This is a genomic window from Microbacterium phoenicis, from assembly GCF_047302325.1.
Taxonomy (GTDB): Bacteria; Actinomycetota; Actinomycetes; order Actinomycetales; family Microbacteriaceae; genus Microbacterium.
Genome location: NZ_CP154849.1, coordinates 831,504 through 856,372, shown reverse-complemented (window position 1 = coordinate 856,372; position 24,869 = coordinate 831,504). Strand labels below are relative to the sequence as shown.

General features: G+C 70.5%; 25 protein-coding genes. 10 read left to right on the top strand and 15 right to left on the bottom strand.

Features of this window, described 5'->3' with window-relative positions:
• Nucleotides 1-3: 3 nt before the first annotated feature.
• From ABCU91_RS04220 to ABCU91_RS04210, 3 genes are all read right to left on the bottom strand, one after another.
• Nucleotides 4-405: a dehydrogenase gene (locus tag ABCU91_RS04220; protein WP_065571708.1), complete on the bottom strand. Its 402-nt coding sequence runs from the start codon at nucleotides 403-405 to the stop codon at nucleotides 4-6.
• Between the two features lie 291 nt (nucleotides 406-696).
• Nucleotides 697-1,407, bottom strand: coding sequence for a hypothetical protein (locus ABCU91_RS04215; protein WP_413354914.1), 711 nt, complete (start codon nucleotides 1,405-1,407; stop codon nucleotides 697-699).
• Between the two features lie 45 nt (nucleotides 1,408-1,452).
• Nucleotides 1,453-1,965, bottom strand: coding sequence for an amino-acid N-acetyltransferase (locus ABCU91_RS04210; RefSeq protein ID WP_413354913.1), 513 nt, complete (start codon nucleotides 1,963-1,965; stop codon nucleotides 1,453-1,455).
• Nucleotides 1,966-2,051: 86 nt separating this feature from the next.
• Between ABCU91_RS04210 and ABCU91_RS04205 the strand changes: the two genes are divergently transcribed.
• The 4 genes from ABCU91_RS04205 to ABCU91_RS04190 all read left to right on the top strand — a co-directional run bounded on the left by ABCU91_RS04205 (nucleotide 2,052) and on the right by ABCU91_RS04190 (nucleotide 6,116).
• Nucleotides 2,052-4,562, top strand: a complete 2,511-nt coding sequence (locus tag ABCU91_RS04205) for a circularly permuted type 2 ATP-grasp protein (protein WP_413354912.1) — start codon at nucleotides 2,052-2,054, stop codon at nucleotides 4,560-4,562.
• Entirely contained in the window at nucleotides 4,559-5,440 is an 882-nt protein-coding gene (locus ABCU91_RS04200) for a transglutaminase family protein (protein WP_413354911.1), read from the top strand. The genes ABCU91_RS04205 and ABCU91_RS04200 overlap by 4 nt, the downstream gene beginning before the upstream one ends.
• A 9-nt stretch (nucleotides 5,441-5,449) precedes the next feature.
• The gene (locus tag ABCU91_RS04195; protein WP_413354910.1) at nucleotides 5,450-5,749 is read left to right on the top strand and encodes a hypothetical protein; all 300 of its coding nucleotides are present in this window, start codon (nucleotides 5,450-5,452) and stop codon (nucleotides 5,747-5,749) included.
• A gap of 100 nt (nucleotides 5,750-5,849) precedes the next feature.
• Entirely contained in the window at nucleotides 5,850-6,116 is a 267-nt protein-coding gene (locus ABCU91_RS04190; protein ID WP_413354909.1) for a hypothetical protein, read from the top strand.
• Between the two features lie 77 nt (nucleotides 6,117-6,193).
• On the opposite strand, the gene ABCU91_RS04185 is transcribed toward ABCU91_RS04190, so the two are convergent.
• The 6 genes from ABCU91_RS04185 to ABCU91_RS04160 all read right to left on the bottom strand — a co-directional run bounded on the left by ABCU91_RS04185 (nucleotide 6,194) and on the right by ABCU91_RS04160 (nucleotide 12,724).
• The gene (locus ABCU91_RS04185) at nucleotides 6,194-7,681 is read right to left on the bottom strand and encodes a hypothetical protein (RefSeq protein WP_413354908.1); all 1,488 of its coding nucleotides are present in this window, start codon (nucleotides 7,679-7,681) and stop codon (nucleotides 6,194-6,196) included.
• A gap of 82 nt (nucleotides 7,682-7,763) precedes the next feature.
• Nucleotides 7,764-8,477: a FadR/GntR family transcriptional regulator gene (locus ABCU91_RS04180; RefSeq protein WP_413354907.1), complete on the bottom strand. Its 714-nt coding sequence runs from the start codon at nucleotides 8,475-8,477 to the stop codon at nucleotides 7,764-7,766.
• On the bottom strand, nucleotides 8,474-9,247 hold the full coding sequence (locus ABCU91_RS04175) for a 3-oxoacyl-ACP reductase (RefSeq protein WP_020097807.1): 774 nt from the start codon (nucleotides 9,245-9,247) through the stop codon (nucleotides 8,474-8,476). Before ABCU91_RS04175 ends, ABCU91_RS04180 begins: the two co-directional genes overlap by 4 nt.
• 18 nt (nucleotides 9,248-9,265) lie before the next feature.
• Nucleotides 9,266-10,621: an aldehyde dehydrogenase family protein gene (locus ABCU91_RS04170; RefSeq protein WP_413354906.1), complete on the bottom strand. Its 1,356-nt coding sequence runs from the start codon at nucleotides 10,619-10,621 to the stop codon at nucleotides 9,266-9,268.
• On the bottom strand, nucleotides 10,618-11,388 hold the full coding sequence (locus tag ABCU91_RS04165) for a gamma-glutamyl-gamma-aminobutyrate hydrolase family protein (protein ID WP_413354905.1): 771 nt from the start codon (nucleotides 11,386-11,388) through the stop codon (nucleotides 10,618-10,620). Before ABCU91_RS04165 ends, ABCU91_RS04170 begins: the two co-directional genes overlap by 4 nt.
• Nucleotides 11,369-12,724, bottom strand: coding sequence for a glutamine synthetase family protein (locus ABCU91_RS04160; RefSeq protein ID WP_413354904.1), 1,356 nt, complete (start codon nucleotides 12,722-12,724; stop codon nucleotides 11,369-11,371). Before ABCU91_RS04160 ends, ABCU91_RS04165 begins: the two co-directional genes overlap by 20 nt.
• 172 nt (nucleotides 12,725-12,896) lie before the next feature.
• Here ABCU91_RS04160 and ABCU91_RS04155 point away from each other — a divergent pair, with 172 nt between their 5' ends.
• A complete protein-coding gene (locus tag ABCU91_RS04155) occupies nucleotides 12,897-14,441 on the top strand; it encodes an amino acid permease (protein WP_413355373.1) in 1,545 nt (514 codons plus the stop codon).
• Nucleotides 14,442-14,596: 155 nt separating this feature from the next.
• On the opposite strand, the gene ABCU91_RS04150 is transcribed toward ABCU91_RS04155, so the two are convergent.
• Both ABCU91_RS04150 and ABCU91_RS04145 read right to left on the bottom strand, forming a co-directional pair.
• Nucleotides 14,597-15,115: an AAA family ATPase gene (locus tag ABCU91_RS04150; RefSeq protein WP_413354903.1), complete on the bottom strand. Its 519-nt coding sequence runs from the start codon at nucleotides 15,113-15,115 to the stop codon at nucleotides 14,597-14,599.
• A gap of 110 nt (nucleotides 15,116-15,225) precedes the next feature.
• Entirely contained in the window at nucleotides 15,226-15,711 is a 486-nt protein-coding gene (locus ABCU91_RS04145) for a GNAT family N-acetyltransferase (protein ID WP_413354902.1), read from the bottom strand.
• A gap of 128 nt (nucleotides 15,712-15,839) precedes the next feature.
• Between ABCU91_RS04145 and ABCU91_RS04140 the strand changes: the two genes are divergently transcribed.
• Nucleotides 15,840-16,268: an N-acetyltransferase family protein gene (locus ABCU91_RS04140; RefSeq protein ID WP_413354901.1), complete on the top strand. Its 429-nt coding sequence runs from the start codon at nucleotides 15,840-15,842 to the stop codon at nucleotides 16,266-16,268.
• Between the two features lie 53 nt (nucleotides 16,269-16,321).
• On the opposite strand, the gene ABCU91_RS04135 is transcribed toward ABCU91_RS04140, so the two are convergent.
• Nucleotides 16,322-18,847 carry an ATP-dependent Clp protease ATP-binding subunit gene (locus ABCU91_RS04135; RefSeq protein ID WP_413354900.1) on the bottom strand — a complete coding sequence of 842 codons (2,526 nt, stop codon included), beginning with the start codon at nucleotides 18,845-18,847 and terminating at the stop codon, nucleotides 16,322-16,324.
• A 171-nt stretch (nucleotides 18,848-19,018) separates the two neighbouring features.
• Between ABCU91_RS04135 and ABCU91_RS04130 the strand changes: the two genes are divergently transcribed.
• From ABCU91_RS04130 to ABCU91_RS04115, 4 genes are read left to right on the top strand one after another with little or no spacing between them, the layout of a single operon-like run.
• Complete coding sequence (locus ABCU91_RS04130; protein WP_413354899.1) at nucleotides 19,019-19,759, top strand: hypothetical protein; 741 nt, start codon at nucleotides 19,019-19,021, stop codon at nucleotides 19,757-19,759.
• 1 nt (nucleotide 19,760) lies between these two features.
• Complete coding sequence (locus tag ABCU91_RS04125) at nucleotides 19,761-20,525, top strand: hypothetical protein (RefSeq protein WP_406922832.1); 765 nt, start codon at nucleotides 19,761-19,763, stop codon at nucleotides 20,523-20,525.
• The gene (locus tag ABCU91_RS04120; RefSeq protein WP_413354898.1) at nucleotides 20,525-21,109 is read left to right on the top strand and encodes a hypothetical protein; all 585 of its coding nucleotides are present in this window, start codon (nucleotides 20,525-20,527) and stop codon (nucleotides 21,107-21,109) included. The genes ABCU91_RS04125 and ABCU91_RS04120 overlap by 1 nt, the downstream gene beginning before the upstream one ends.
• The gene (locus tag ABCU91_RS04115; RefSeq protein ID WP_413354897.1) at nucleotides 21,106-21,336 is read left to right on the top strand and encodes a helix-turn-helix domain-containing protein; all 231 of its coding nucleotides are present in this window, start codon (nucleotides 21,106-21,108) and stop codon (nucleotides 21,334-21,336) included. The genes ABCU91_RS04120 and ABCU91_RS04115 overlap by 4 nt, the downstream gene beginning before the upstream one ends.
• Before the next feature lie 147 nt (nucleotides 21,337-21,483).
• Here ABCU91_RS04115 and ABCU91_RS04110 read toward each other — a convergent pair whose 3' ends face one another.
• The 3 genes from ABCU91_RS04110 to cls form a co-directional block, all read right to left on the bottom strand.
• Nucleotides 21,484-22,377, bottom strand: a complete 894-nt coding sequence (locus tag ABCU91_RS04110) for an endonuclease domain-containing protein (protein ID WP_413354896.1) — start codon at nucleotides 22,375-22,377, stop codon at nucleotides 21,484-21,486.
• Nucleotides 22,378-22,642: 265 nt separating this feature from the next.
• Nucleotides 22,643-23,359: a hypothetical protein gene (locus ABCU91_RS04105; RefSeq protein ID WP_413354895.1), complete on the bottom strand. Its 717-nt coding sequence runs from the start codon at nucleotides 23,357-23,359 to the stop codon at nucleotides 22,643-22,645.
• A gap of 30 nt (nucleotides 23,360-23,389) precedes the next feature.
• Nucleotides 23,390-24,859 (bottom strand): cardiolipin synthase, encoded by a 1,470-nt coding sequence (gene cls / locus ABCU91_RS04100; RefSeq protein ID WP_406922837.1) that lies wholly within the window; start codon nucleotides 24,857-24,859, stop codon nucleotides 23,390-23,392.
• Nucleotides 24,860-24,869 lie beyond the last annotated feature (10 nt).

Below are 24,869 nucleotides of genomic sequence, written 5' to 3'. Positions count from 1 at the left end.
GGGTCAGGCGTCGAGTGCGGCGATGAGGTCCGCCGGCGCGGCCTGCATGGGGTGCGGGCCGGCGATGTCGAAGAACACCGTCGTGATCTCTTCGCCGTACGTGCCGAGGAAGGCGCGCAGCCAGGCGGGAGACTGCAGTCCGACACCCGGCGGCAGCGTCGCGGGCTTGTTGGCCGCGTCGCTGAAGAGCAACAGGGCGACGTCCCCAGTGGCGGGGTCGCGGTACGTCCACACCTCGCCCGAGTCCCGGGGGTCGTCCCGCGCACCCGGACGCAGGAGCGGCACGACCGTCGGACCGTGCCGCAGAGCGAACGCCAGGGCAGCCATGTCCTGGGTCTGAAGAGCATCGGCGAGAGCCGTGTTCCGGAACTCCAGCGGCTTCTTCTCGCGCTTCTTTCCAGCCATCCCCTCAGCCTAAGTGGATGCGGCAGATCAACGCGTCGAGCGCCCGAACGTAAGGGGGCCCCCTCGAACTCCCCATTGGGGACTGGAGAAGTCGAGAGGGCCCATCGCTCACCGGCAACCGGGGGATCCGAAATCCTGCCTCTGGGGGGAGCAGGACTCCGTTGCTGGGGACAACGGAGGGGTGCCGCCGGGAGCTGACCCCCAGGGTACGCGTCGAGGGTCGCCGCGGAACACCCCGCACGGGCGATCGCAGATGAGAATGTTCTCAGAGAACCCGGTGCGGGAGGTAAGTCACCGGAGCGTGAACGACGCCGGCTCCGCCGAGCCGATTCCGCCGATGCTGACCGAGAGGTTGTACCAGCCGGGCAGCGCCTTCTGCCGGTCACCGTCGCACGTGTCGACCGAGGACCGGGTGCGATCCCAGACGATCGGACTCGCGCTCGCGACCGTTTTCCCGGCATCCAGCTGGACGACCTGATCGCTCGGCTCCGTCTGACAGTCGGTGGAACGCCACCACGTGTCCGACCCGCTCGTGATCTCGAACGCCTGCGCGGCCGTTCCGACGTTGATGAGGCAGGGCTGGTCCGTGTCGTTGACGAGCGTGATGGAGAGCTTGGGCAACTCGCCCGTTCCGTAGGAGCCCTTGTCGACGCCGGCGGTCACCGTCACATCGCCCGTCGTGCACGCCGGCACGTCGGTCGGCTTCTGGTCGCCGCTGTCGCCGGATCCGTCACCGTCGCCGTCGGCGGAGCTCGTGACCCGCGGACTCGGCGCGCCCGAGGGCGTCGGCGGAACGGATCCGTCGGGAGTCGGTGCGGGACCGGCGGACGCCGGGGCATCCCCGGCGGGCGAGGAGGCGGCATCCGTCATCCCACGCCACGGCTGCCACACGACGAGCGCGACGATGCCTCCGACGATGAGGACCGCGAGCAGCAGCACGGCCAGCCGTCGGCGGCGGTACACGGCCGGGGTCGGCCGGCGGCGGGGGGTGTGGCTGCTCACGCGTCCAGGGTATGCGCGGGGTTCGCGGACGCCCGCCCGGCGCGCCTACAACTGCTTGAGCATGCGGGTGTTGCCCAGGGTGTTGGGCTTCACGTGCGCCAGGTCCAGGAACTCCGCGACGCCCTCATCGGGGCTGCGGAGGAGCTGGGAGTAGACGTCGGGGGCGACGACCTGCTCGCCGATCTCCGAGAACCCGCGGCGGGAGAAGAACGGGACTTCGAAGGTGAGGCAGAACAGCCTGCTGAGCCCGAGCGCGCGGGCGTTGTCTTCGAGGAGGTCGACGACGGCGCCGCCCACTCCCCGGTGCAGCCAGTCGTCGGCGACGATGAGGGTGCGGATCTCACCGAGGTCCTCCCACATCACGTGGAGGGCACCGCACCCGACGAGCCGGTCACCGGCTTCGGCGACGACGAACTCCTGCACGGTCTCGTACAGGGTGACGCGCTCTTTGCCGAGGAGGATGCGCCGCTGCACCCACGGCTCCAGGAGCTGCTGGATGCGGGGGACGTCGGAGGTCCGCGCGGGGCGCACGATGTAGGTCTCGTCCGGTCCCATCATGCGTCCCACTGTATTCGCCGCGCACCGCTTCGACGCGCGGAGCGAGGGGGCCCGTGGGCCCTACGCTGGACGCAGGGAGGGACCTCGTGAGTGTGCTCCGAGACTACGCCGCGGCCGTGTCGCAGCCGACGCTGCCGTTCGCCTCGGCGACGCCGCGCTACGACGAGGTCGTCGACGCCGACGGTGCGCTGCGTCCCGCCTGGCAGGGTCTCGCCTCGCTCGCCCTCGGGCTGACCCGCGACGAGCTGGACCGCGTCGACGGGGAGATCTCGCGGTTCCTCGCCGACGACGGCGTCTCGTACGCGCGCGCCGGCGACGACTTGCAGCCGTGGCAACTCGATCCGATGCCGTTCGTCCTGGATGCCGCGGGATGGGGGCGTCTCGACGTCGGTCTGGCCCAACGCGCCGAACTCCTGAACGCACTCCTGGCGGACCTCTATGGACCGCAGGTGGTGATCCGCGAGCGCATCGTCCCCGCAGCGGTCATCCTCGGCCATGCCGGATTCGTGCGCGCGATGGCTCGACGGGGCGGGGAGAGCCCGCCGCCCGACCTGCTGCTGTCTGCGACCGACCTGGGTCGGGATGCGGCGGGCGAGTGGCGCGTGCTCGCCGACCGCGTGCAGGCCCCGTCGGGGCTGGGCTACGCGGCCGAGAACCGACGCGTCATCTCGCAGGTGCTGCCCGACCTCCTCGACGAGGGCGCCCTGCACCGCATGGACCCCTACTTCGCGGCTCTCCGCGCGGCGCTCATCGCCGCCGCTCCCGACGACACGAGCAGCCCGCGGATCGTCGTCCTCTCCCCCGGGCCGCTGTCCGAGACGGCGTTCGATCAGGCGTTCATCGCCAACGCGCTCGGCTTCCCCCTCGTGCAGGGCAGCGACCTCGTCGTGCGCGACGGCGCGGTGTGGATGAAACCCGCCGGCTGGCCGCAGCGCGCGCCGCGGGAACGCGTCGACGTGATCCTCCGCCGAGTGGATGCCGAGTGGTGCGACCCCCTCGAACTCCGCTCCGGGTCGCGCCTCGGCATCGCGGGCCTCGCCGAAGCCGTCCGTCGCGGACGTGTGCGGGTCGTCAACGGACTCGGCGCGGGTGTGCTCGAGAATCCTGCCCTGCTCCCCTACCTCCCGGCCGTCTGCGAGCGCCTCCTCGGCGAGCAGCTGCGCCTCCCCTCGGTGCCCGCCTGGTGGCTGGGTGATGCCGACGCGCGCGCCGAGGTCCTTCCGCGTCTCACCGCCGGCGATCCGACGCTCGCCGTCGGTCTCGTCGACGATCCGCGCCGCCGCCTCGCTCCCGCAGACCCGGCGGTCCTCGCGCGCCTCGACCGCGAGCCGCACCGCTACGCCGCCGTCGAGCAGCTGCCCCTCTCGCAGGTTCCGGTGTGGGATGCCGGGGGCGCGGCATCCGCTCTACCGGTCACCCTGCGGGGGTTCGCGATCCGCTTCGGGTCGACCTATCGGCCGCTCGTCGGCGGTCTCGCCACCGTCCGCACCGCGCCCGACGCGGCCCCGCGCACGAAGGATGTGTGGGTGCTCAAGTCGGACGAGGCGGAGCCCGACCAGGGGATCGCGGACGTCGCATCTCTTCCGTCGACCCGCAGCGACCCGACGCTCGCACCGCGCGCACTGTCTGATCTCTACTGGACGGGCCGGTACGCCGAGCGCGCCGAGGATCTGCTGCGTCTCGTGATCGCCACGCAGGCCGCGCTCGACCAGCCCGGTGCGCACAGCGCCGCACGCGCGAGCGACAGCGTGCGGGTCCTGCTCGCGGCGCTGCACACGCTCGCCGGAACGCGGGCGAGCGACCCCGAGGCGGAGTTCCGGTCGCTGCTGCTGGATGCCGCCCGTCCCGGCTCGGCGGCGCACTCGATCGCGCGGCTGCGCGACGCGATGGAAGGTGTCCGCGACCAGCTCTCGGGCGACACGTGGCGCGTGTTCTCGAACATCGAACGCGCGGTGCGAGCGCTGCGCACCTCGTCGCACGCACACCGGACGGCCGAGTCGGCCGGGCGCATGCTCGCCTCGATGCTGTCGTTGTACGGCGTGACGGCGAACATGATCCGCGACCCCGGCTGGCACATGATGGAGGCGGGTCGCTACCTCGAGCGCGGCCTGCAGTTGACCACGTTGCTGTCGTCTGCGCTGTCGGTCAGCCGCAGCCCGCGCACCGACCGCGAAGTGCTGGAGTCGCTGCTGCTGTCGGCTGAGAGCGTCGTGACGCACCGCCGCCGCTACCGCGGAGCGATGCGCGCGGCGGACGTCGCGGAGCTTCTGCTGCTCGACCGGGGCAATCCGCGTTCGCTCGCGTTCTCGCTGCAGACGCTGCGCGAGCACCTCGCCGCGATGCCCGCCTCGACGGGTTCCTCGCGGGCCGAGCGTCTGCTCGACCAACTCGAGACCGAGCTCGGCGAGGTGGAGGTGCTCGAGATGACCGCCGTCGTCGGCGGTCGCCGCGAGCGGCTCGTCGACGGTCTCGAGGGGGTGCGCAGCCAGCTCGAGCAGCTCTCCGACGCGATCGGCGACCTGCACTTCGAGGCCGGCCCGCCGCCCGTGTCGATGACCGAGCTGTCGCTCGTCGAACTGATGGGTGCCCGCGCATGACCCGCTACCGCGTGTGGCACCGCACGGCCTACACCTACAGCGACGCCGTGCAGGACAGCATCGGGCAGTTCCACCTGCGCCCGCGCGAGCTTCCGTGGCAACGGATCGCCGACTCCGAGGTGACGGTGGAGCCGCTCCCTGGAGACGTGTCGCCCCGCACCGACTGGTTCGGCAACTCGTCGACCTACTTCCACGTGACCGACCCGCACGAGGCGCTGACGATCGAAGCCTCGAGCGTAGTGACGGTCGCGGTGCCCGACTACGACGCCGAGGCGCTCGCGCAGCCGTGGGAGCTCGCGCGGCCGCTGCGGCATCCCGAACTGCCCGGTGCCGTCGACGCCACGGAGTACGCGCTCGAGTCGGCCCGGGTCGCGCACGACGAGGCGGCCGTCGCCTACGGCGCCGAATCGCTCACGCCGGGACGGCCGATCGGTGAGGCGGCGACGGATCTGATGCAGCGGATCTTCCGGGATTTCGACTACGACAAGACCGCGACGACCGTCACGAGCACGGTGGGCGATGCGATGTCGAAGCGGGCGGGCGTCTGCCAGGACTTCGCGCACGTCGCCCTCGCCTGCCTGCGCGGGCACGGCATCGCCGCCCGCTACGTCTCGGGATACCTCGCGACGCAGCCGCCGCCCGGCAAGGAGCGCGTCTTCGGCGCCGATGCCTCGCACGCCTGGCTCGCCGTCTGGCTGCCGGGCACCGACCAGTGGCTCGCGATCGACCCGACGAACAACCAGTGGGCGAACGATCGCTACGTGACCGTCGCGTGGGGGCGGGACTACGGCGACGTCGCACCGGTGACGGGCATCATCTTCACCGAGGCGAAGACCTCGACCCTGCGCGTGCAGGTGGATGTCGCTCCGCTCGACTAGGTTTCGGGCATGGACCACCCCGAACTGCGAGCCGCACGGGTCGGTGCGTTCGCCGCGGCATCCGCTCTGGTCGAGGCGATTCGCGCCGCGGATGCCGCGATCGACGAAGCCCTCGCGAACGGCGCGACCGTGGACGAGGTCGCGGCCGAGATGGATCTGACGTACGAGGTCGCCGAGCGGGTCGCCGCCGGAGAGGTGTCGTTCTCGAGCGTCGTGCTCGCCGGGCTGGCGGAGGGCTGGGTGCCCCCGTCCGCCGACGAGAGGGTGCAGCGCGCGGGTGCGTTCGCGAACCGCACGCGGATGCAATAGTTCGGCCGCGACACGCCGTCGCCAGGCGAGCGGATGCCGCGCGTCGCCCGGCATCCCTTGCATCCGTTGACAGGGGCCGGTCGTGCCCTAGCCTGCAGTCATGGGGAGCGGACGCCGCCGGCTCGTGGCTTGGATCGTGGTGACGGGAGCGGCCGCGTTGGCTCTGAGCATCGCTCTCGCGGCATCGACGGTGACCGCGACGGTTCTCGTCGACCGAGTGCCCGGAGCCGACGCGGGCATCGCGTCCTCCCCCGCGCTGGACGCCGCCTACGTCACCATGGCGTGGACCTTCCCCGCCCTCCTCGCCGTCGTGCTCATCGGCGTCGCCGTGCCCGTGATCGCGCGTCGCCGCACGCGGACGCAATAGTTCGGTCGCGACACGCCGTCGTCAGTCGAGTGGATGCCGCGCGTCGCCCGGCATCCCTTGCATCCGCTGACGCGCGGTCAGTTCCGCGGTTCGCCCAGCGGCAGCACGCGCGAGCCGAAGTCGAGGATCGTGTAGCGGCCGCAGGCCACCCGGTCCGGGGTCTCCGCGCCGACGGGGAGCACGAACGGGACGGAGGCGGCATCCTGCACCAGGAAGGTGACCGGCCCGCGACGCTCCGCACGGTTGACGAGCCAGTCGTAGGGGCGCAGCGTGTTGTCGACCTGGATGAGCTGCGATGGGTCGGCGAGCGCCAGCTTCGGGGCGCGGACGGTCCAGAACTGCCCGGCCCCGGTCCGACCGGACTGGTCCACCCATCGGGTCACGCACACGAGGTCCGCCTCCTCGCGGCCGGCGACGGCCACCGTGACCGGCACGGCGGCGACCGCTCCGATGGCGAGCGCGCCCGCCAGCGCCCCGCCCACCGCGCGCGGCACTGAGACGGCGGGCGGCGCGACGGCGAGCACGAGGATGGGCAGGAACACCCACGGCTGCAGATACCGGTCGGCATCGGTCCCGGCGACGATCACCAGAGCCGTCGCCGCGATCGGTGCCACCACGGCGATCCCGCAGACCGCGGCCACGACGGCATCGCGCCGGCGCCACGCCCGCAGCCCGATGACGATGCACGCGACGACGAGTGCGAGGCCGGCCGCGAACCAGAGCGCGCCGTTCCACCGCGACACCGTCGCTCCGCTCACCTCGGCGAGGTGGGCGATCGCTGCACCGGCTCGATCCGGGCGCAGGTAGTTGCCCCCGGCCGCGACGATGGTGTCCGCGAACGGAGCGCGCAGCAGGTACCCGACGGCCGCCGCACCTGTGGTCGAGAGGAGCAGGACGAACGCGAGATGTGAGTCGATCCGACGCCGCGGGATCAGGATGCCGACCACCCCGACGACCGGCAGAACGCACCACACGACGAACAGCGGGTTCGTCAGCGTCGAGACGGCCACGACCAGTACGGTCACCGGCACGGTCCGCACCGGCGGCGCCCCGTCGAGCGCGCGCCGGAGCAGGCCCACGACGACCAGAGTGCCAACGACCGTCGCCGAATAGTAAGTCGTCGTCGCGGTCAGAAGCGCGAGGTGGAACCCCGGCATCCCGTCGGGCACTTCGAGGACGATCAGCGCGACGAACGCCGCGAACGCGAGGACGCTCCCGGCCACGGGCCGCGCGCCGGGCCGGAAGCCCCCGGCGACCAGGCGGATGCCGCCGTACACGGCGAGCAGGTTGACGACGGCGTTGAGGGTGAGGGTTCCGGTCGTGCCGAGCCCGAGCGAGGACAGCGCGGCGTAGACCGCGGTCTCGGGCAGGAAGAGCACGGGCGACAGTGCCCAGTCCTGCGGCTCGCCGCGCCGCAGCGAATCCGCCATCAGTGCGACGACGACCGAGTCTCCGTCGCGATACAGCAGCCACGAGCTCGTCGACGCGACCACGGCCACGGCGATCAGCGCGAGCGCGAGCGCCGCACCCCATCCGGCCGCCTCGGCGCCAGGTCGCCGGATCACTGTAGGCCGCTGCATCACCACGGGCCGCACCATCACCGCTCAGCACACCAGATTCGCCCGGACGACACCAGTCGGCGCGCGCTCAGCCCAGGAACCCACGCAGCAGCGCCTCCGACCCGGCGAGGTGTTCGAGCACAGCGGCCTCGGCGGCATCCGGGTTGCCCGCCAGGATCGCCGCGACGATCCGCTCGTGCTGCGCGTCGGAGTGCTCGATGTTGCGCGGCAGCAGCGGGAACGTGTCGAGCCAGGCGTTGACGCGGGCCCGGTTCTCGACGACCAGGGGGAGCAGCGACGGGATGCCGCTGGCCTCCGCGATCGCCAGGTGCAGCAGCGAGTCGAGCCGGCGGTACTCCCCCTCTGCGGCTCCGACGGTCGCGCGGTGGCGTTCCTCGAGTGCGGAGCGGGCGGCATCCGACAACTCATGAGAGGCCGCGGCGCGCGCGGCCCCCGCCTCGAGCACGCGGCGCAGGCCCAGGATGTCCTCGAGCTCCGCCGCGTCGACCGGCCCCGCGGGCACCGGCAGCGGATCGGCGACGAACGTGCCGCCGTACCGGCCGCGCCGCCGCTCGACGTACCCGGCGTCGGCGAGCTCGCCGATCGCCTGCCGGACCGTGTCGCGGCTGACGCCGTACCGCTCGGCGAGGTCGCGCTCGGAAGGGAGGGACTCCCCCGGCGCGACCACACCGAGCCGCACGGTCTGCACGAGCCGCGCAACGGTGTCTTCGAGCGCGTTGCCGCCGCGCACCGGCCGGTAGACGGTGCGGCCGAGATCGGGCGACGACGCGGCGCGGGTCACAGCGGCGTCACGTAGGCGTTGGTGATGCCGCCGTCGACGACGAACGCATTCGCCGTGATGAACGAGGAGTCGTCTGAGGCGAGGAACGCGACGGCGGCCGCCATCTCCTCGGGTTCGGCGAAGCGGCCCATCGGCACGTGCACCAGGCGGCGCTGGGCACGCTCGGGGTCCTTCGCGAACAGCTCCTGCAGCAGGGGCGTGTTCACCGGCCCCGGGCAGAGCGCGTTGACGCGGATGCCCTGGCGGGCGAACTGCACGCCGAGCTCGCGGGTCATCGCGAGCACGCCGCCCTTCGACGCGGTGTACGAGATCTGCGACGTCGCCGAGCCCAGCAGCGCGACGAACGACGCCGTGTTGATGATCGAGCCCTTGCCCGCCGGCACCATGTGACGCAGCGCCGCGCGCGAGCAGAGGTAGACGCTCTTGAGGTTGACGTCCTGCACCTTGTCCCACGCGGGCAGCTCGGTCGTCTCGATCGAGTCGTCATCGGCGGGCGAGATGCCGGCGTTGTTGAACGCGATGTCGACCGAGCCGAGGTCGGCTGCGACCCCGTCGAAGAGCGCGTCGACGGATGCCTGGTCTGCGACGTTCACCTGGCGGAAGACGCCGCCCACCTCGTCGGCGGCCTTCTGGCCGGTCACGGGGTCGAGGTCGGCGATGACGACGCGGGCCCCCTCGGCGGCGAACCGCCGCGCGGTCGCGAGACCGATGCCGCTGGCACCGCCGGTGATGATGGCGACGCGGTCGCGCAGGCGCTGGGTGAGGTCCATTCGGGAGGTCCTTCCGGGTCAGGAGGTGGCGTAGAAGACGTTCTTGGTCTGGGTGAAGTGCTCGGCGGCGTCGGGCCCGAGTTCGCGGCCGAGGCCCGAGGCCTTCATTCCGCCGAACGGGGTCGTGTAGCGGACCGACGAGTGCGAGTTGACCGACAGCACCCCGCTCTGCACGCCTCGCGAGACCCGGATGCCGCGGCCCAGGTCGCGCGTCCAGATCGACCCCGCGAGGCCGTAGACGGTGTCGTTCGCGAGTGAGATCGCGTCGGCTTCGTCGTCGAACGGCAGCACCGCGACGACGGGCCCGAAGACCTCCTCGGTCGCGATGCGGTCGCCGCGGCCGGCGAGCACGACCGTCGGCGCGAACCAGAACCCGTCGCCGTCGGGCGCGGACCCGCGGAACGCGACGTCTGCCCCGTCGACATACCCGGCGACACGATCGCGCTGTGCGGCGGAGATGAGCGGGCCCATCTCGGTCGACTCGTCGTTCGGGTCGCCGACGCGCCACGCGGCGACGGCGGGCTCGACGAGCTCGAGGAACCGGTCGAACACCGAGCGCTCGACGAGCAGCCGGCTGCGCGCGCAGCAGTCCTGCCCGGCGTTGTCGAAGACCGAGCCGGGAACGGCCGCGGCGGCCGCCTCGAGGTCGGCGTCGGCGAACACGATGTTGGCGCTCTTTCCGCCGAGCTCGAGCGTCACGGGCTTGAGCTCGCGCGCGCAGCCCGCGGCGACCTCGGTTCCGACGCGCGTCGATCCGGTGAAGACGACCTTGCGCACGTCGGGATGCGTCACGAACCGCTCGCCGACGACGGGACCGGCGCCCGGGATGACGGTGAAGACGCCGTCAGGGAGCCCCGCCTCGAGTGCCAGGTCGCCGAGGCGCATCGCAGTCAGCGGGGTCATCTCAGCGGGCTTCAGCACGACGGCGTTGCCGGCGGCGAGCGCGGGCGCGAACCCCCATGCCGCGATCGTCATGGGGAAGTTCCACGGCACGATGATCCCGACGACGCCGTATGGCTCGTGGTAGGTCACGTCGAGTCCGCCGGCGACCGGGATCTGGCTGCCGATCAGTCGTTCCGGCGCGCCGGCGTAGTAGTTGAGCACCTGGGCGACGTGCGAGGCCTCCCACCGGGCGGACGAGATGGGATGCCCCGCCTCGAGCACCTCGAGCTGGGCGAGCTCCTCGACGTGGTCCTCGACGACGCGTGCGAAGTCCCGCAGGGCGTCGGCGCGGGCGACGGGGGCGAGCTCGGCCCACGCGCGCTGCGCGCGGACGGCGCGGGCGATCGCGGCATCCGTCTCATCGACCGAAGTGAGTGCGACGTCACGGACGGCAGCGCCGGTGGCGGGGTTCAGGACGGTGAAGGCGCTCACGCGGTGACCCCCCGGTGCGCGACGGCGTACGCGTCGGCCGCGGCGACCAACCCCAGGAACAGGCGGCGGTCGGCGGAGTTCTCCTCGGGGTGCCACTGCACCGCCACGAGGTAGTCGTCGCCCGGCGTCTCGAACGCCTGCACGAGGCCGTCGTCGGTGCGCGCGGTCACGACCAGCCCCTCGCCGAGGCGGTCGACGCCCTGGTGGTGGTAGCTGTGCACGCCGTACGGACCGGCGCCGATGAGGCCCGCGAGCGTCGTCTCGGCATCCACCTCGACGGTGTTCTCGGCGAACACGCCGCCGCCGATCTTGTAGCGCTCGGTGCCGAGGGCCTCGGGCAGGTGCTGGTGCAGCGTGCCGCCGTAGGCGACGTTGATCAGCTGCAGTCCTCGGCAGATGCCGAACACGGGCATGCCGCGCTCACGCGCGCCGGCGAGCAGGGCGAGCTCCCACTCGTCGCGGTCGGCGCGGGCAGGATCGGTGAGCGGATGCCGCTCCTCGCCGTACAGCTCGGGTTGCACGTCGAGCCCGCCGGTGAGGACCAGCCCGTCGAGTCCGTCGAGCACGACCTCGGCCGCCGCCTTCGCCGACGGCTGCGGGGGCAGGAGGACGGCCACGCCGCCCGACGCGGTCACGGCGTCGAAGTACTGCTGCGGCAGGAAGCTCGCGCGGACGTCCCACACCCCCTGCACCGCGCGCTCGAGGTAGGTGGTGAGTCCGATGACGGGGCGGCGCCCGCCCGCGGGATCAGAGACGTTCGAAGCCACGGATGCGCTCCCAGTCGGTTACGGCGGCGTCGAAGGCGAGGACCTCGACGCGCGCCTGGTGCAGGTAGTGGGCCACGACATCGTCGCCGAAGGCCGCCCGGGCGATCTCGGACTGCTCGAAGAGATCCGCCGCCTCGCGGAGGGTCGTCGGCAGGTGCTGGACGTCGGAGTCGTAGGCGTTGCCGGTGAGCGGCGCGGGCAGCTCGAGCTCGTTCTCGATGCCGTGCAGGCCGCCCGCGATGATCGCCGAGATCGCGAGGTAGGGGTTCACGTCGCCGCCCGGCACTCGGTTCTCGACGCGCAGCGACGAGCCCTTGCCGACGACGCGGAGCGCGCACGTGCGATTGTCGACGCCCCACGCGATGCCGGTGGGAGCGAACGAGCCCTTCGCGAAGCGCTTGTACGAGTTGATCGTCGGCGCGTAGAGCAGCGTGAACTCGCGGAGGGTGGCGAGGATGCCGGCGATCCAGTGCTCCATGAGCGGGCTGAACCCGTGCTCGCCGTCGCCCGACATGACCGCCTCGCCGTCCTCGCCGCGGACCGACAGGTGGATGTGGCAGCTGTTGCCCTCGCGCTGGTCGAACTTCGCCATGAACGTCAGCGACTTACCGTGCGCGTCGGCGATCTCCTTCGCGCCGTTCTTGTAGATCGTGTGCTGGTCGGCGGTCTCGAGCACCTCGGCGAACCGGAACGCGATCTCCTGCTGCCCGTCGTGGCACTCGCCCTTGACGCCCTCGCAGTAGAGACCCGCGCCTTCCATGCCGCGGCGGATGTCCCGCAGCAGCGGCTCGAGGCGGGTGGTGGCGAGCAGGTTGTAGTCGACGTTGTAGTCGGTGGATGCCTGCAGCCCGACGTAGCGCTTCGCCCAGGCATCCCGGAACGAGTCGTCGAAGACGATGAACTCGAGTTCCGTGCCCGAGTAGGCGACGAGGCCGCGGTCGGCGAGGCGCTGACGTTGCGCGTTGAGGATGCCGCGGGGCGACTGGATCACGGCGCCGCCGCGCACGTACTCGAGGTCGGCCATGACGAGCGCGGTCGCCGGCTGCCACGGGATGCGGCGGAGCGTGGCCATGTCGGGACGCAGCACGAGGTCGCCGTAGCCCTTGTCCCAGCCCGACATCGCGTAGCCGTCGATCGTGTTCACGTCGACGTCGACCGAGAGCAGATAGTCGCACACCTCGGCGCCGTGGCCGGCGACCTCGTCGAGCCAGAACCGACCGGCGACGCGTTTGCCGACGAGGCGCCCCTGGGCGTCGGGGAAGGCGACGATCACCGTGTCGATCTCGTCCTTCGCGATCGCGTCGGCGAGCTCGTCCACCGTCAGATTTCCGGGCATCGGTCGTCCTTCCGTCGTGCTCTGTGCGGGATCGTCGTGGGCCTGTAACGAGAACGCTACATGCCAAAGGTAGACACGGCATACCAATAGACGCCACACTCTTCCGCAAGGCGTGAGCCAGCGCGCCGACCCGACCGGCGCGCTGCGCGCCGACCCGCAGCCAGGAGGTCTCATGACGAATCCGAGCACCACTCCCCCCGCGACCGGCGGTGTCCGCTACGCCCGAGCGGAGAAGGGCTACTTCGAGAAACGAACCCTGAAGCGCTCCGCCGGAGTCTGGGGGCTCTGGGGTCTCGCTGTCGCCGCCGTCATCTCGGGCGACTTCTCGGGGTGGAACTTCGGCATCGGCTTCGCCGGGTTCGGCGGCATGCTGATCGCCTTCGCCGTGCTCGTGCTCATGTACTACGGGCTCACTTTCTCGATCGGGGAGATGGCCGCGGCCATGCCCCATACCGGCGGCGCCTACTCGTTCTCGCGCTCGGCGCTGGGGCCCTGGGGAGGGCTCGCGACGGGCCTCGCCGAGACGATCGAGTACGTCGCGACGACCGCGGTGGTCGTGTACTTCTCGGGCCAGTACGCCGACAAAGCGCTGTCGCTGCTCACCGGGGTCAGCCTGCCGCCCTGGCTGTGGTGGGTCATCCTCTACGCTCTCTTCATCGCCCTCAACGCGGCAGGCGCCGCCGTGTCCTTCGGCTTCGCGATCGTCGTCTCGATCATCTCGATCGGCATCATCGTCGTCTTCGGCGTCATGGCCCTCGTCTCGGGTGCGTTCGACTGGAACTCGCTCTGGAATATCGCCCCCGATCCTGCGGCGTTCGGCGCCTCGGAGTTCCTGCCGCACGGCATCGGCGCGGTCCTTCTGGCACTGCCGTTCGCGATGTGGTTCTTCCTCGGCATCGAGGAGCTCCCGCTGGCGGCCGAGGAGTCGCACAACCCCGCCCGCGACATCCCCCGCGCCGGCCTCTGGGCCCGCGGCACGCTCATCGTGACGGGTCTCATCGTGCTGTTCCTCAACACCGGTGTGCTCGGCGCCGAGGCCACCGCGCCGTCGACCGAACCGCTGCTCGAAGGATTCCAGGCGTTCTTGCCCGATCAGGCCGCCGCGATCCTCTCGCTGCTGGCCCTCATCGGCCTGTTCGCCTCGCTGATGGGCATCATGTTCGCCTACGGGCGCAACATGTACTCACTGTCCCGTGCGGGCTACTACCCGCGCTGGCTGTCGCTGACCGGCAAGCGTCAGACCCCGTGGGTCGCACTGACGTTCGGTGCCGTTCTCGGCTTCATCGCGCTGGTGATCCTGCAGGCGGCGGGTGGCGACACGAGCCCCGCCGGTGCGATCGTGCTGAACATCGCCGTGTGGGGCGCGGTGCTCGCCTACTTCCTGCAGATGGTGTCGTTCATCATCTTGCGCAAGAAGTTCCCGAACGCGGCGCGTCCGTACAAGAGCCCGTGGGGTCTGTTCGGCGCCTACTCGGCCGGCATCATCGCCGCGATCGTCTTCGTCGGCCTGCTGTTCAACCCGTCGTATCTGCTCGCGATCGTCGCGATCATCATCGTCTACGTCGTGATCTTCATCGGCTTCGCTGTCTACGGCCGCAAGCGCCTCATCCTCTCTCCCGAGGAGGAGTACGCGCTCTCCGGCGGCCTGCACGGAGACCCGCAGCGCGAGGGCTACGACGCGATGGAGAAGGACGTCTTCGGCGACCGTCGCTCCTGAGAGACCCGGACGGGCCGGGCGCTGCGGAGGGCGCGCCCGGTCCGTTCGCACGTTCGCCCCCCGATCGCGGGTGCGATAGTTCACGCCCGACACGCCGACGACCGCACCACGGATGCCGCGTGTCGCCCGGCATCCCTTGCATCCGTCGACGCCTCTCAGCCCGCCGGAACCTGACGCAGATGCTCGAGCGTGAGCCGCAGGTTCTCGTCGAGGGACAACATCGAGTCGATCGTCAGCCGCGCATCGGTCCAGCCGTCGAAGCCGACGGATCGCGCGCGGACCTCGTCCCAGGTGGGCTCCGCGAATCCCGCCAGCGGCCGTCGCCGAGTTTCGAGGCGTCGTCGATGCTCGTCCTCGTCGGTGCACACCACCTCGATGAACGCGACGCCGATCTTCTGTTCGGCGGCGAGCGATCGCCACTGCTGCCGCGCGAGCTCGGCGTCGTTGACGGCGTCGACGATGACGTCGGCACCGATGCGGAGCTGCTCGCGCGCGAGATCCTCGGCCACGACGTAGGCAGCCAGCCCGGTCGGCTGGTCTCTGCCGATCCCCGCGCGCCACAGCGCGGCCTCGATGGGATCGACCGACAGGATCGCGCATCGCAGTTCGGCGGCGATGCGCACGGCCAGCGCGCTCTTGCCCGACGCGGGCAACCCTGCCATGACGATGAGCATGGCCCCATCCTCGCCTGTCCGCGGATGCAATAGTTCACGCGCGACACCCCGATGATCGGACGACGGATGCCGGGTGTCGCCCGGCATCCCTTGCATCCTTCGACGGCCGCTCAGAGCGGAAGACGGAGGCACACGAGTCGCTGGCGCGATTCCCACGACGGCACCTCGACGAAACCCTGCCGCGCGTACAGGGCGAGCGCATCCGCACGCCAGTCCCACACGGACAGCCGCAGGCCCGTCGCACCGGCGGCGCGGCCGCGGGCCGCGGCATCCGCCATGAGGGCGGATCCGGCACCCGACCGGCGCCCTGCGGGTGCGACCCAGAGTCGCTTGAGCTCGAGATCGGCGCCCGCGCGGCGCAGCACCGCCGTGCCGATCGTCTCGCCGTCGCGAGCCGCGACGATGACGTCAGCACCGGCGAAGGATGCCGCAGGGTCGCGCACCTCGGCCGCGTACCGCTCGGGCAGCTCGCCGGGCGGGGTGACCCCGTGCGCGACCTTCTCACCCTCGGTCTGCGCGTGGTAATCGGCCAGCATCGCCGCGACCGGCCCGCGATCGCCGCCGTCGAGATGGGCAGGGCGGATGAAGAGGGTCACCCGACCATCCTCGCCTGTCCGCGGATGCAAGAGATCGCGCCCGACACGCCGACGATCGAACCACGGATGCCGCGCGTCACCCGGCATCCATTGCATCCGACGACGCGGCCACCGGGTTGAATGGACGGATGCGCTGGACCCTCCGCCCCTCGACGCCCGCCGACGCGACGTGGATCGCCGAGCTGCGAACCGTGGTCATGCGCCCGGACCTCGAGCGCCTCGGCCGGTACGACGAGCATCGCGTGCGGCAGCGGTTCCTCGACGCCTTCGATCCGGCCCTCACTCGCGTGATCGTCGTCGACGGAACGGATGCCGGGTCGATCGCCGTTCGCCCGGCCTCCGACGGCACCTGGCTCGAACACTTCTACCTCGCCGAGCGTGCGCAGGGGCACGGCGTCGGCACGGAGATCCTGCGGGCGACGCTCGCGGAGCTCCACCCGGCCCCGTGGCGCCTCAACGTCCTGCAGGGCAGCCCTGCGCGCCGCTTGTACGAGCGTCACGGCTTCACGCTCGACAGCGAGGACGAGGTCGACGTCTTCCTGGTGCGCCACACCTGAACGACGAAGGGGCCGGACACCTCTCGGCATCCGACCCCTGTCGCTCTGGTCGCTTACGACCCGGCGATGATGTCCGGGCTCGCGGTGATCTCGCCCGCGGCACCCACACCGACCGCTTCGCGGCCTTCCTGGCGCGTGGTCTCGAAGACGAAGGCGTTGTTCTCGACGTCGACCGCGACGTGGTCGCCGGCGTTCAGCTCGCCCCGGAGGATCCGCTCGGAGAGCTGATCCTCGACCTCGCGCTGCATGGCGCGGCGCAGGGGCCGGGCACCGAGGGTCGGGTCGAAACCGATCTCGATGAGGCGGTCCTTGGCGGCATCCGTCAGCGCGACCGTCATGTCACGGTCGAGCAGACGCTCGCTGAGGCGCTTGGTGAACAGCGTCACGATCTGGCGCAGCTCTTCCTTGTTCAGCTGCGGGAAGACGATGACGTCATCGACGCGGTTGAGGAACTCCGGCTTGAAGTGGCGCTTCAGCTCCTCGTCGACCTTGCCCTTCATCCGCTCATAGGTCGTCTGCGAGTTGCCCTCGACCTGGAAGCCGACCGGGCCACCGGCGATCGCCGACGAACCGAGGTTCGTCGTCATGATGATCACGGTGTTCTTGAAGTCGACCACGCGGCCCTGACCATCGGTCAGGCGACCCTCTTCGAGGATCTGCAGCAGCGAGTTGAAGATGTCGGGGTGAGCCTTCTCGATCTCGTCGAACAGGACCACGGAGAACGGCTTGCGGCGCACCTTCTCGGTGAGCTGGCCGCCCTCTTCGAACCCGACGAATCCGGGAGGGGCACCGAACAGTCGCGAGACCGTGTGCTTCTCACCGAACTCCGACATGTCGAGCGAGATCAGCGCACCCTCGTCGTCGAAGAGGAACTCGGCAAGCGCCTTGGCGAGCTCGGTCTTACCGACACCCGTGGGTCCGGCGAAGATGAACGAGCCCGACGGGCGGTTCGGGTCCTTGAGGCCGGCACGCTGACGGCGGATCGTACGCGAGAGGGCCGCGATGGCCTCCTCCTGACCGATGACGCGCTGGTGCAGGGCCTTCTCCATGAAGACGAGACGGCTGGTCTCCTCCTCGGTGAGCTTGAAGACCGGGATGCCGGTGGCCTGAGCCAGCACCTCGGCGATCAGCCCCTCGTCGACGACCGCGTGCGACGCGACGTCACCCGAGCGCCACTGCTTCTCGAGGCGGAGGCGCTCGGCCAGGAGCGACTTCTCCTCGTCGCGCAGGGCGGCGGCCCTCTCGAAGTCCTGCTCCTCGCTGGCGGCTTCCTTGTCCTCGCGGACCTTGGCGATCTTGTCGTCGAACTCGCGCAGCTCCGGCGGGCTCGAGAGGATCGACAGGCGCAGGCGGGCGCCGGCCTCGTCGATCAGGTCGATGGCCTTGTCGGGCAGGAAGCGGTCCGAGACGTACCGGTCGGAGAGGTTCGCCGCAGCGACGATGGCGCCGTCGGTGATCTGCACCTTGTGGTGTGCCTCGTAGCGGTCGCGCAGACCCTTCAGGATGTTGATCGCGTGGGGCAGGCTCGGCTCCGCCACCTGGATCGGCTGGAAGCGGCGCTCCAGCGCGGCATCCTTCTCGAAGTGCTTGCGGTACTCGTCGAGCGTCGTCGCACCGATCGTCTGCAGCTCACCGCGGGCGAGCAGCGGCTTCAGGATGCTGGCGGCGTCGATCGCGCCCTCGGCGGCACCCGCACCCACGAGGGTGTGGATCTCGTCGATGAAGACGATGATGTCGCCGCGCGTGCGGATCTCCTTGGTGACCTTCTTCAGGCGCTCCTCGAAATCACCGCGGTAGCGGGACCCTGCGATGAGCGAACCGAGGTCGAGTGAGTAGACCTGCTTGTCCTTGAGCGTCTCGGGCACCTCACCCTTGACGATCGCCTGCGCGAGACCCTCGACGACGGCCGTCTTGCCGACGCCGGGCTCACCGATGAGGACCGGGTTGTTCTTCGAGCGGCGCGACAGGATCTGCATCACGCGCTCGATCTCCTTCTCGCGCCCGATGACGGGGTCGAGCTTGTTGTCGCGCGCGGCCTGCGTCAGGTTGCGGCCGAACTGGTCGAGGACGGCGGAACCGCCCTGCGCCGTGGCCTGGGCCTGCTCGCCGGCACCGGCGGAGACGCCGGCGGGCTCCTTGCCCTGGTAGCCGCTGAGCAGCTGGATGACCTGCTGGCGCACCTTGTTCAGGTCGGCGCCGAGCTTGACGAGAACCTGCGCGGCGACACCCTCACCCTCGCGGATGAGACCGAGCAGGATGTGCTCGGTGCCGATGTAGTTGTGGCCCAGCTGCAGCGCTTCGCGCAGCGACAGCTCGAGCACCTTCTTGGCACGCGGCGTGAACGGGATGTGTCCCGTCGGCTGCTGCTGCCCCTGCCCGATGATGTCCTGGACCTGCTCGCGCACGGCGTCGAGCGAGATGCCCAGGCTCTCGAGGGCCTTGGCGGCGACGCCTTCGCCCTCGTGGATCAGGCCGAGGAGGATGTGCTCCGTGCCGATGTAATTGTGGTTCAGCATCTTCGCCTCTTCTTGGGCGAGCACCACCACACGACGTGCACGGTCTGTGAATCTCTCGAACATCGTCTCCACCTCCACTCGACGCACTGGCGGCGTCTTACGTAGAGGCTAACGACGGCGGGATGCCGGTATGCCCGTGTTCGCCGTGGGCATACGGGATGCCGGGGCTTGCGGGCGCGGCATCCCTGGGCATAACGTTTCTCGATAACAACGAATGTCGTTATGGGGGCGGGAATGGTTTCAGGGACGGATCTGCCGACCGTGCTGCTGTGGGGCGGTGTGGGGCTCGCGGTGATCGCAGCGATTGTGGCTCTGATGGTCTGGGACGCGCGGCGACGGAAGTCACCGTCGGTTCTGCTCGACGTCATAGCGGCGATGGCTCGCGTATGGGTCGCGATCGTGCTGCTCGGCGCCGGGCTCCTGATCATCCGCGGTTTCACCACCGCGCCGTACGACATCGCCGCGATGCCCATCTCACAGGCATGGCCGACGAGCCTGCCGTGTCAGACGAGCGGGGAGGCGTCCGTTGGCGCCGCCGAGCTGTGCCACGCGGCGACGGACTCCGCCCGTGCCACGATCACCGGACTGAGTGGTGGGTTGCGCACCCTCCTCGTCGCGGGGGATGTCCTCTCGCTGCTCGTGGCCGGCGTCCCGGGCTTTGTGATCGCAGTACTGAGCCAGCGCGCGATAGCGGGACCCGCGTTCGCGACCAGGACATCCCGGTGGCTGCTCGGCAGCGCGATCGTCGTACTCATCGCAGGGACGCTCGGCCCGCTCCTGACGGACATCGGGGCCGCCCTCGTCGCGCAGGAGGTGCTCCCGGCCGCGGGAACGGATACCGCAGTGACCGCTGGGCGGACTTTCGCCATCGCGCCACCCCTCTGGCCGCTGGGCGTCGGGCTAGGGCTCGCGGCGCTGAGCGTGATCTTCCGACAGGGCGCGCGACTGCAGCGCGAGACCGAAGGGTTGGTGTGACATGGCACGGTGGATGCTGATCATCGGGGCGGTGCTCGTCGTCATCCTGATCGTGGGGACGATCCTCGCGTTCGCGCTGGCGACAGCCAAGAAGCAGCGAGCCGGTCAGGACCCGACGACCCTGGTCCGCCTCACGCGGGTCATCGCGATCATCTGGGCCGGAGTCGCCGTGATCGGGGCATTGATCGCCCTCCTCACCGCACTGCTCGCTCCGGGTGTCGCCATCACGATGCCGATCCGCGAGTTCTGGCCGCAGCTGCCCGACACGGTGCAGCTCGATTCGGACACCGTGCGGCGAGTGTCCGGCGGGTTCACCGAGGTCACCCTCACGGTCGATGGTCTTGACGCGACTTCGCGCGTCCTCTGGGCGTTGAGTCAAGCGATCACCTGGGTGATCCCCGGCTTCGTCGCACTCTTCGTCGCGGTCACCTGTTCGCGCCTCCTGTCCGGCGCTACGTTCGCCCCGGTCGTCGCCAAGATGGCGGTCACCACGGGGACGGTCGTCGCGCTCGGTGGCGTCGCGGCGCAGGTCATGGGGGACATCGCGGGAAGCATGGCGTCGACGCAGCTCTTCGGCGCGAAGGGCGGCGGATGGGAGGGTGATTTCCCGGGTATCGACAACGTCTTCGACGCCTGGCTGCCCTCCGCCAACGTCCTCATCTCGTTCCCCATCTGGCCGATCGCGGTGGGGCTCGCCTTCGCTGTGCTCGCCGCGATACTTCGCTACGGCTCGCGTCTGCAGCGGGACGTGAAGGGGCTCGTCTGATGGCCGCCACGACCCAGAACTCGGGCGCGCTCGATCTGATCGTCTACGGCGTCGCCGCCTCGGTCGCGGCCCTGGCCGTCGCGGCGTTCCGGATCGCCGAGATCCTCGGGCCCGACGGCCCCGACGTGACAGTCCGAGGGGATGCGGCATCCACCTCGCTCGGACTCGCGTCCGGCGCGACGATCGACGCCGTGGTCGTCCGCGCGCCCGACCTCGGCATGGGAGGCCGAGTCTGGATGATCGGCGCGGTCGTGCTCGCCACCGTCGCGGCGATCATCGTCGCCGCAGCGCTCATGCGCGTGGCTTTCGCGGTGCGCCGGGGACGCGTGTTCACGGGCGGCGCGACGCGCGCGCTGACCGTGATCGCCGGCACCCTCACCGTCGCCGTGTTCGCATGGCCGATCGTCGACGGCATGGGGCGACAGCACGCGCTGCAATCGCTCGGCATCCGGTTCGAGACGCTGTCGCTGCTCGATCTGTTGCCCCTGCTGCCACTCCTGCTCGCCGCGGTCGCCGCCGCGGTCATGGCCGGCGCCTTCGCACAGGGTGAGCGGCTGCAGCGCGACACCGAGGGGCTCGTGTGAGTCCCGCCGAAGACGACGAGCTCACCGGCATCCACTGTCGCCTGGACGAGCTGCTCGCGGCCCGCGGAATGACGCTGACCCGGCTGTCCGAAATCGTCGGCGTCTCGGTCGTGAACCTGTCGATCCTCAAGAACGACCGCGCCCGCGCGATCCGCTATTCGACACTGTCCGCCATCTGCCGCGCGCTCGACTGCGAAGTCGGCGACCTGCTCGTCCGCGCAGACTGATGCCGCCTCGGTTCCGGGGGCGCGATGCGTCGTCCACGCGACCCGCCTCCGGCATGTCGCGTCCCTGGAACCGACGACACCTCACTCCCGGGACGCATCGTGTCGCCTCGGGCACGCACACGCGACCGGTCGCGTCCCCGGAGCACCTCACCGCGCGAGCGCCCGACGAACCCGCGCGACGACGCCCTCTGCCTCCCTGAACAGGTGCTCTTTCGTCACCCGGATGACGACCCACCCGGCGGCGGCGAGCGCCTCGTGCCGCTCGATGTCCCGCGCCCACTGCCGCGGATCGACGGCGTGGTGACCGCCCTCGTACTCGATCGCGACCCGCTGCCGCGGATACGCGAGGTCGAGACACGCGACCACGCGTCCACCGACGACGAGGTTCCAGTTGAGATCAGGCTCCGGAAGTCCTCCGTCGATCAACGCGAGACGGCACCAGGTCTCGGGGCGGGATGCCGACCGTTCTCGCACGAGCGGAAGCGCGAGACGCAGCCGCTCCATCCCGATCCGCCGTCCGCCTGAGATGGACGCCGCGAGGTCGTCGATCGTCGCCAATGCGGACGGATCCCCACGGAACATGGGGGTCCGCACGACGGCGTCACCCGCCGCGACCAGGTCGCGCACGTCGGGTAGCACCGCGCCGAGTGTCGCCCAGGTGCTCGCCGGGGCGAGCACCTGCACTCCCCACCGCGGGTGGCGGCACACTCGTGTCGAGGCATGAACGAGGCGGTGTCCCCGGACGCTCCCGCCGCGGGGTGTGCGGCCCGGGCCGAGTACGGCGACATCGGGCATCGCCGCGCGGAGCACGACCTGTGGAAGGGGCAGACCCCACAGGACCGCCGCTGTGACATGACTGAAGAACTGCGCCTCGGGCATGGTGGCGGCGTACGCAAGGACGGCTCGCAGGTGCGCGTCGACGTCGTCCGCCGCCGCCGATCCGAAGCGGCTGCGCACCCCGCGGAACGGCCGGTCGAGGTCGCGGGACCTCAGCCGACGAGGGGAGACACCGGCATCCTTCGCCGCTGCCACGGAGAACACGGGGCCCAGACTCGACGGCAGTGGTCTCGGTCTCATCGGCCCAGAGTCGCGGGGCATCGCAGCCTGCGGAATCGCCTCGGCCCAATCGGGGAAAGACCGCCCGCACGCTGTCGTGGGGAGGACGAGTTCCGGGGACGCGGAACGTCGCTGAGGACCGCGCGAGGCGGCAGCCGGCGTCCCCGCAACCGGACAGGCTTCCGTTCCGGGGACGTGCCCTGCCGCTCCGCCCGCGCGGACGCGGCATCTCGCGTCCCCGGAGTGCGAGTCAGCGAATCGGCACCGTCTCGCCGCCGCCAGGCATGCCGAAGCTCAGCGTCGCGCCGCGGTCCACGACGGCGTTGGGATCGAGCTGGATCACCGTCAGCTGCGGCGCCATGTCCATCGTGCACACGCGGTCCGCATCCGGCACCGCGAAGCCGACGACGACGGATGCCGGTGACTCCACCCGCGTGTCCGCGACGACGGGCGGGCACGACGACGACCCCCACGTGCGGAGCGCGATCGTTCGGTCACCGACCCAGGCCGCCTCCGGCGAGAACTCCTCGGCTGAGCCACCGTCGTACGCGGCGAGATCGACATCGGCACGCGACTCCCCCAGGGACACTCGTAGCGGAGCGCCGTCGACCGGATCGATTCCCGCCGGCGACGCGATCTCGAGCGGCCGCGCGACCAGGTCGTCCGTGCAGGGACCGGGCTCCGGTTCGCGCAACGAGATGACGACCGTCCCGCCGTCGACGCTCACCTCGTCGACCGTCGGAAGGCACGATGAGCTCCCCCACGTGACGAGAGCGATCGTCCGTCCGCCGTCGAGCCATCCCGCGCCGACGGGCCACGCGGGCGCATCGGCGACCGAGCCCCCGGGATCCGCACCACCCGGCGCGGGCGTCGCACAGCCGGCCAGCGCGAGACCGGCGAGAGCGCAGCCGGCGAGCGCGATCAGAAGACGGGCGCGCATGAGGATCTCCTTCCGAGGCGTGGACACCTTCTGAGTGTCACGCGCCGCCGGATCGTCTCACTGCAGGGCGGACGTGAGCCTGGCGAGGTTGTCGAGGAGGACCGAGCGGATGGGGCGCTGCTCCCACTCCTCCAGCGTCAGCTCCCGCGACATGCCGCGGTACTGGTCCTCGACGGTGCGGAGCTGCTCGACGAACTCGGCGCCCCGGACGAGCATCGTCACCTCGAGGTTGAGGCCGAAGGACCGCATGTCCATGTTGCTGGAGCCGACGACGGCGACCTCGTCGTCGATCGACATCGACTTGGAGTGCAGGATGTACGGCCTCTTGTACATCCAGATCTTCACGCCCGTCGCGAGCAGCTGCTCGTAGTAGCTGCGCTGCGCGTGGTACACCATCGCCTGGTCGCCCTCTTCGGAGACGAAGAGCTCGACCTCGACGCCGCGGTGGCAGGCGGTCTGGATCGCGAGCAGCAGCCCCTCGTCGGGGACGAAGTACGGGCTGACCATGACGATCTTCTTCTTCGCGCCGAAGATGAGGCTGAGGAAGAGCTTGAGGTTGTTCTCGTATTCGAACCCGGGCCCACTCGGGACGATCTGGCAGTCGAGGTCGCCCGTCCCGGCATCCGTCAGGAAGTCGGACTCGACGGCGAACACCTCGCCCGTCTCGCCATACCAATCCGAGACGAACACGGCGGAGAGGGATGCCACGACCGGGCCGTCGACGCGGACCATGAGGTCCACCCATTGCAGCCCGCGACGCAGGTTGGTCTTCAGGTTGTAGCTGCGGTCGGTGACGTTCTGCGACCCGACGAATCCGACGGCCCCGTCGATCACGACGAGCTTGCGGTGGTTGCGGAGGTCGGGCCGCTGGTACTTGCCCTTCAGCGGCTGCACCGGCAGCATGAGGTGCCACTCGGCTCCCATGCGCTGCAGGCGCGAGATCGTCGCGTGATAGTTCGGCTTCCACCGGTTCGCCCAGTGGTCGAGCAGGACGCGGACCGCCACCCCGCGCGCCGTCGCGCGTTCGAGCGCGGCGAAGAACCCGTCGGTCGCCCCGTCGGACTGCAGGATGTAGAACTCGACGTGGACGTATCGGGTGGCTCGGTCGATCTCGGCCGCCATCGTGTCGAGGCTGCCCTGGTAGTCCGAGATGATCTGCGCGCCGTTGTCGCCGGCCATCGGGAGCGCACCGAGCTTGCGGTTGAGCCCCACGAGCTGTTCGAACCACTCCGGCGCATCGGGGCGGAGGGTTCCGAAGTCGAGCCCTTCGCTCGCCTCTCGGAAGGCTTCGTTGATCGACTCCTGCTCCTTGCGGCGTTTGCGCGGGAGGCGCGGGTTCCCGATGAGGAGGAACAGCAGGATGCCGATGATCGGGATGAAGTAGATCGCCAGGAGCCACGCCATCGCCGCCGTCGGGCGACGGTTCCGCGGGATGATGAACACCGCGATGATGCGCACCGAGATGTCGAACGCGAGGACGAGGACGATCCACCACGTCCACGTCCAGTCGACGCTGATGCTGATCACAGTTCCCCCA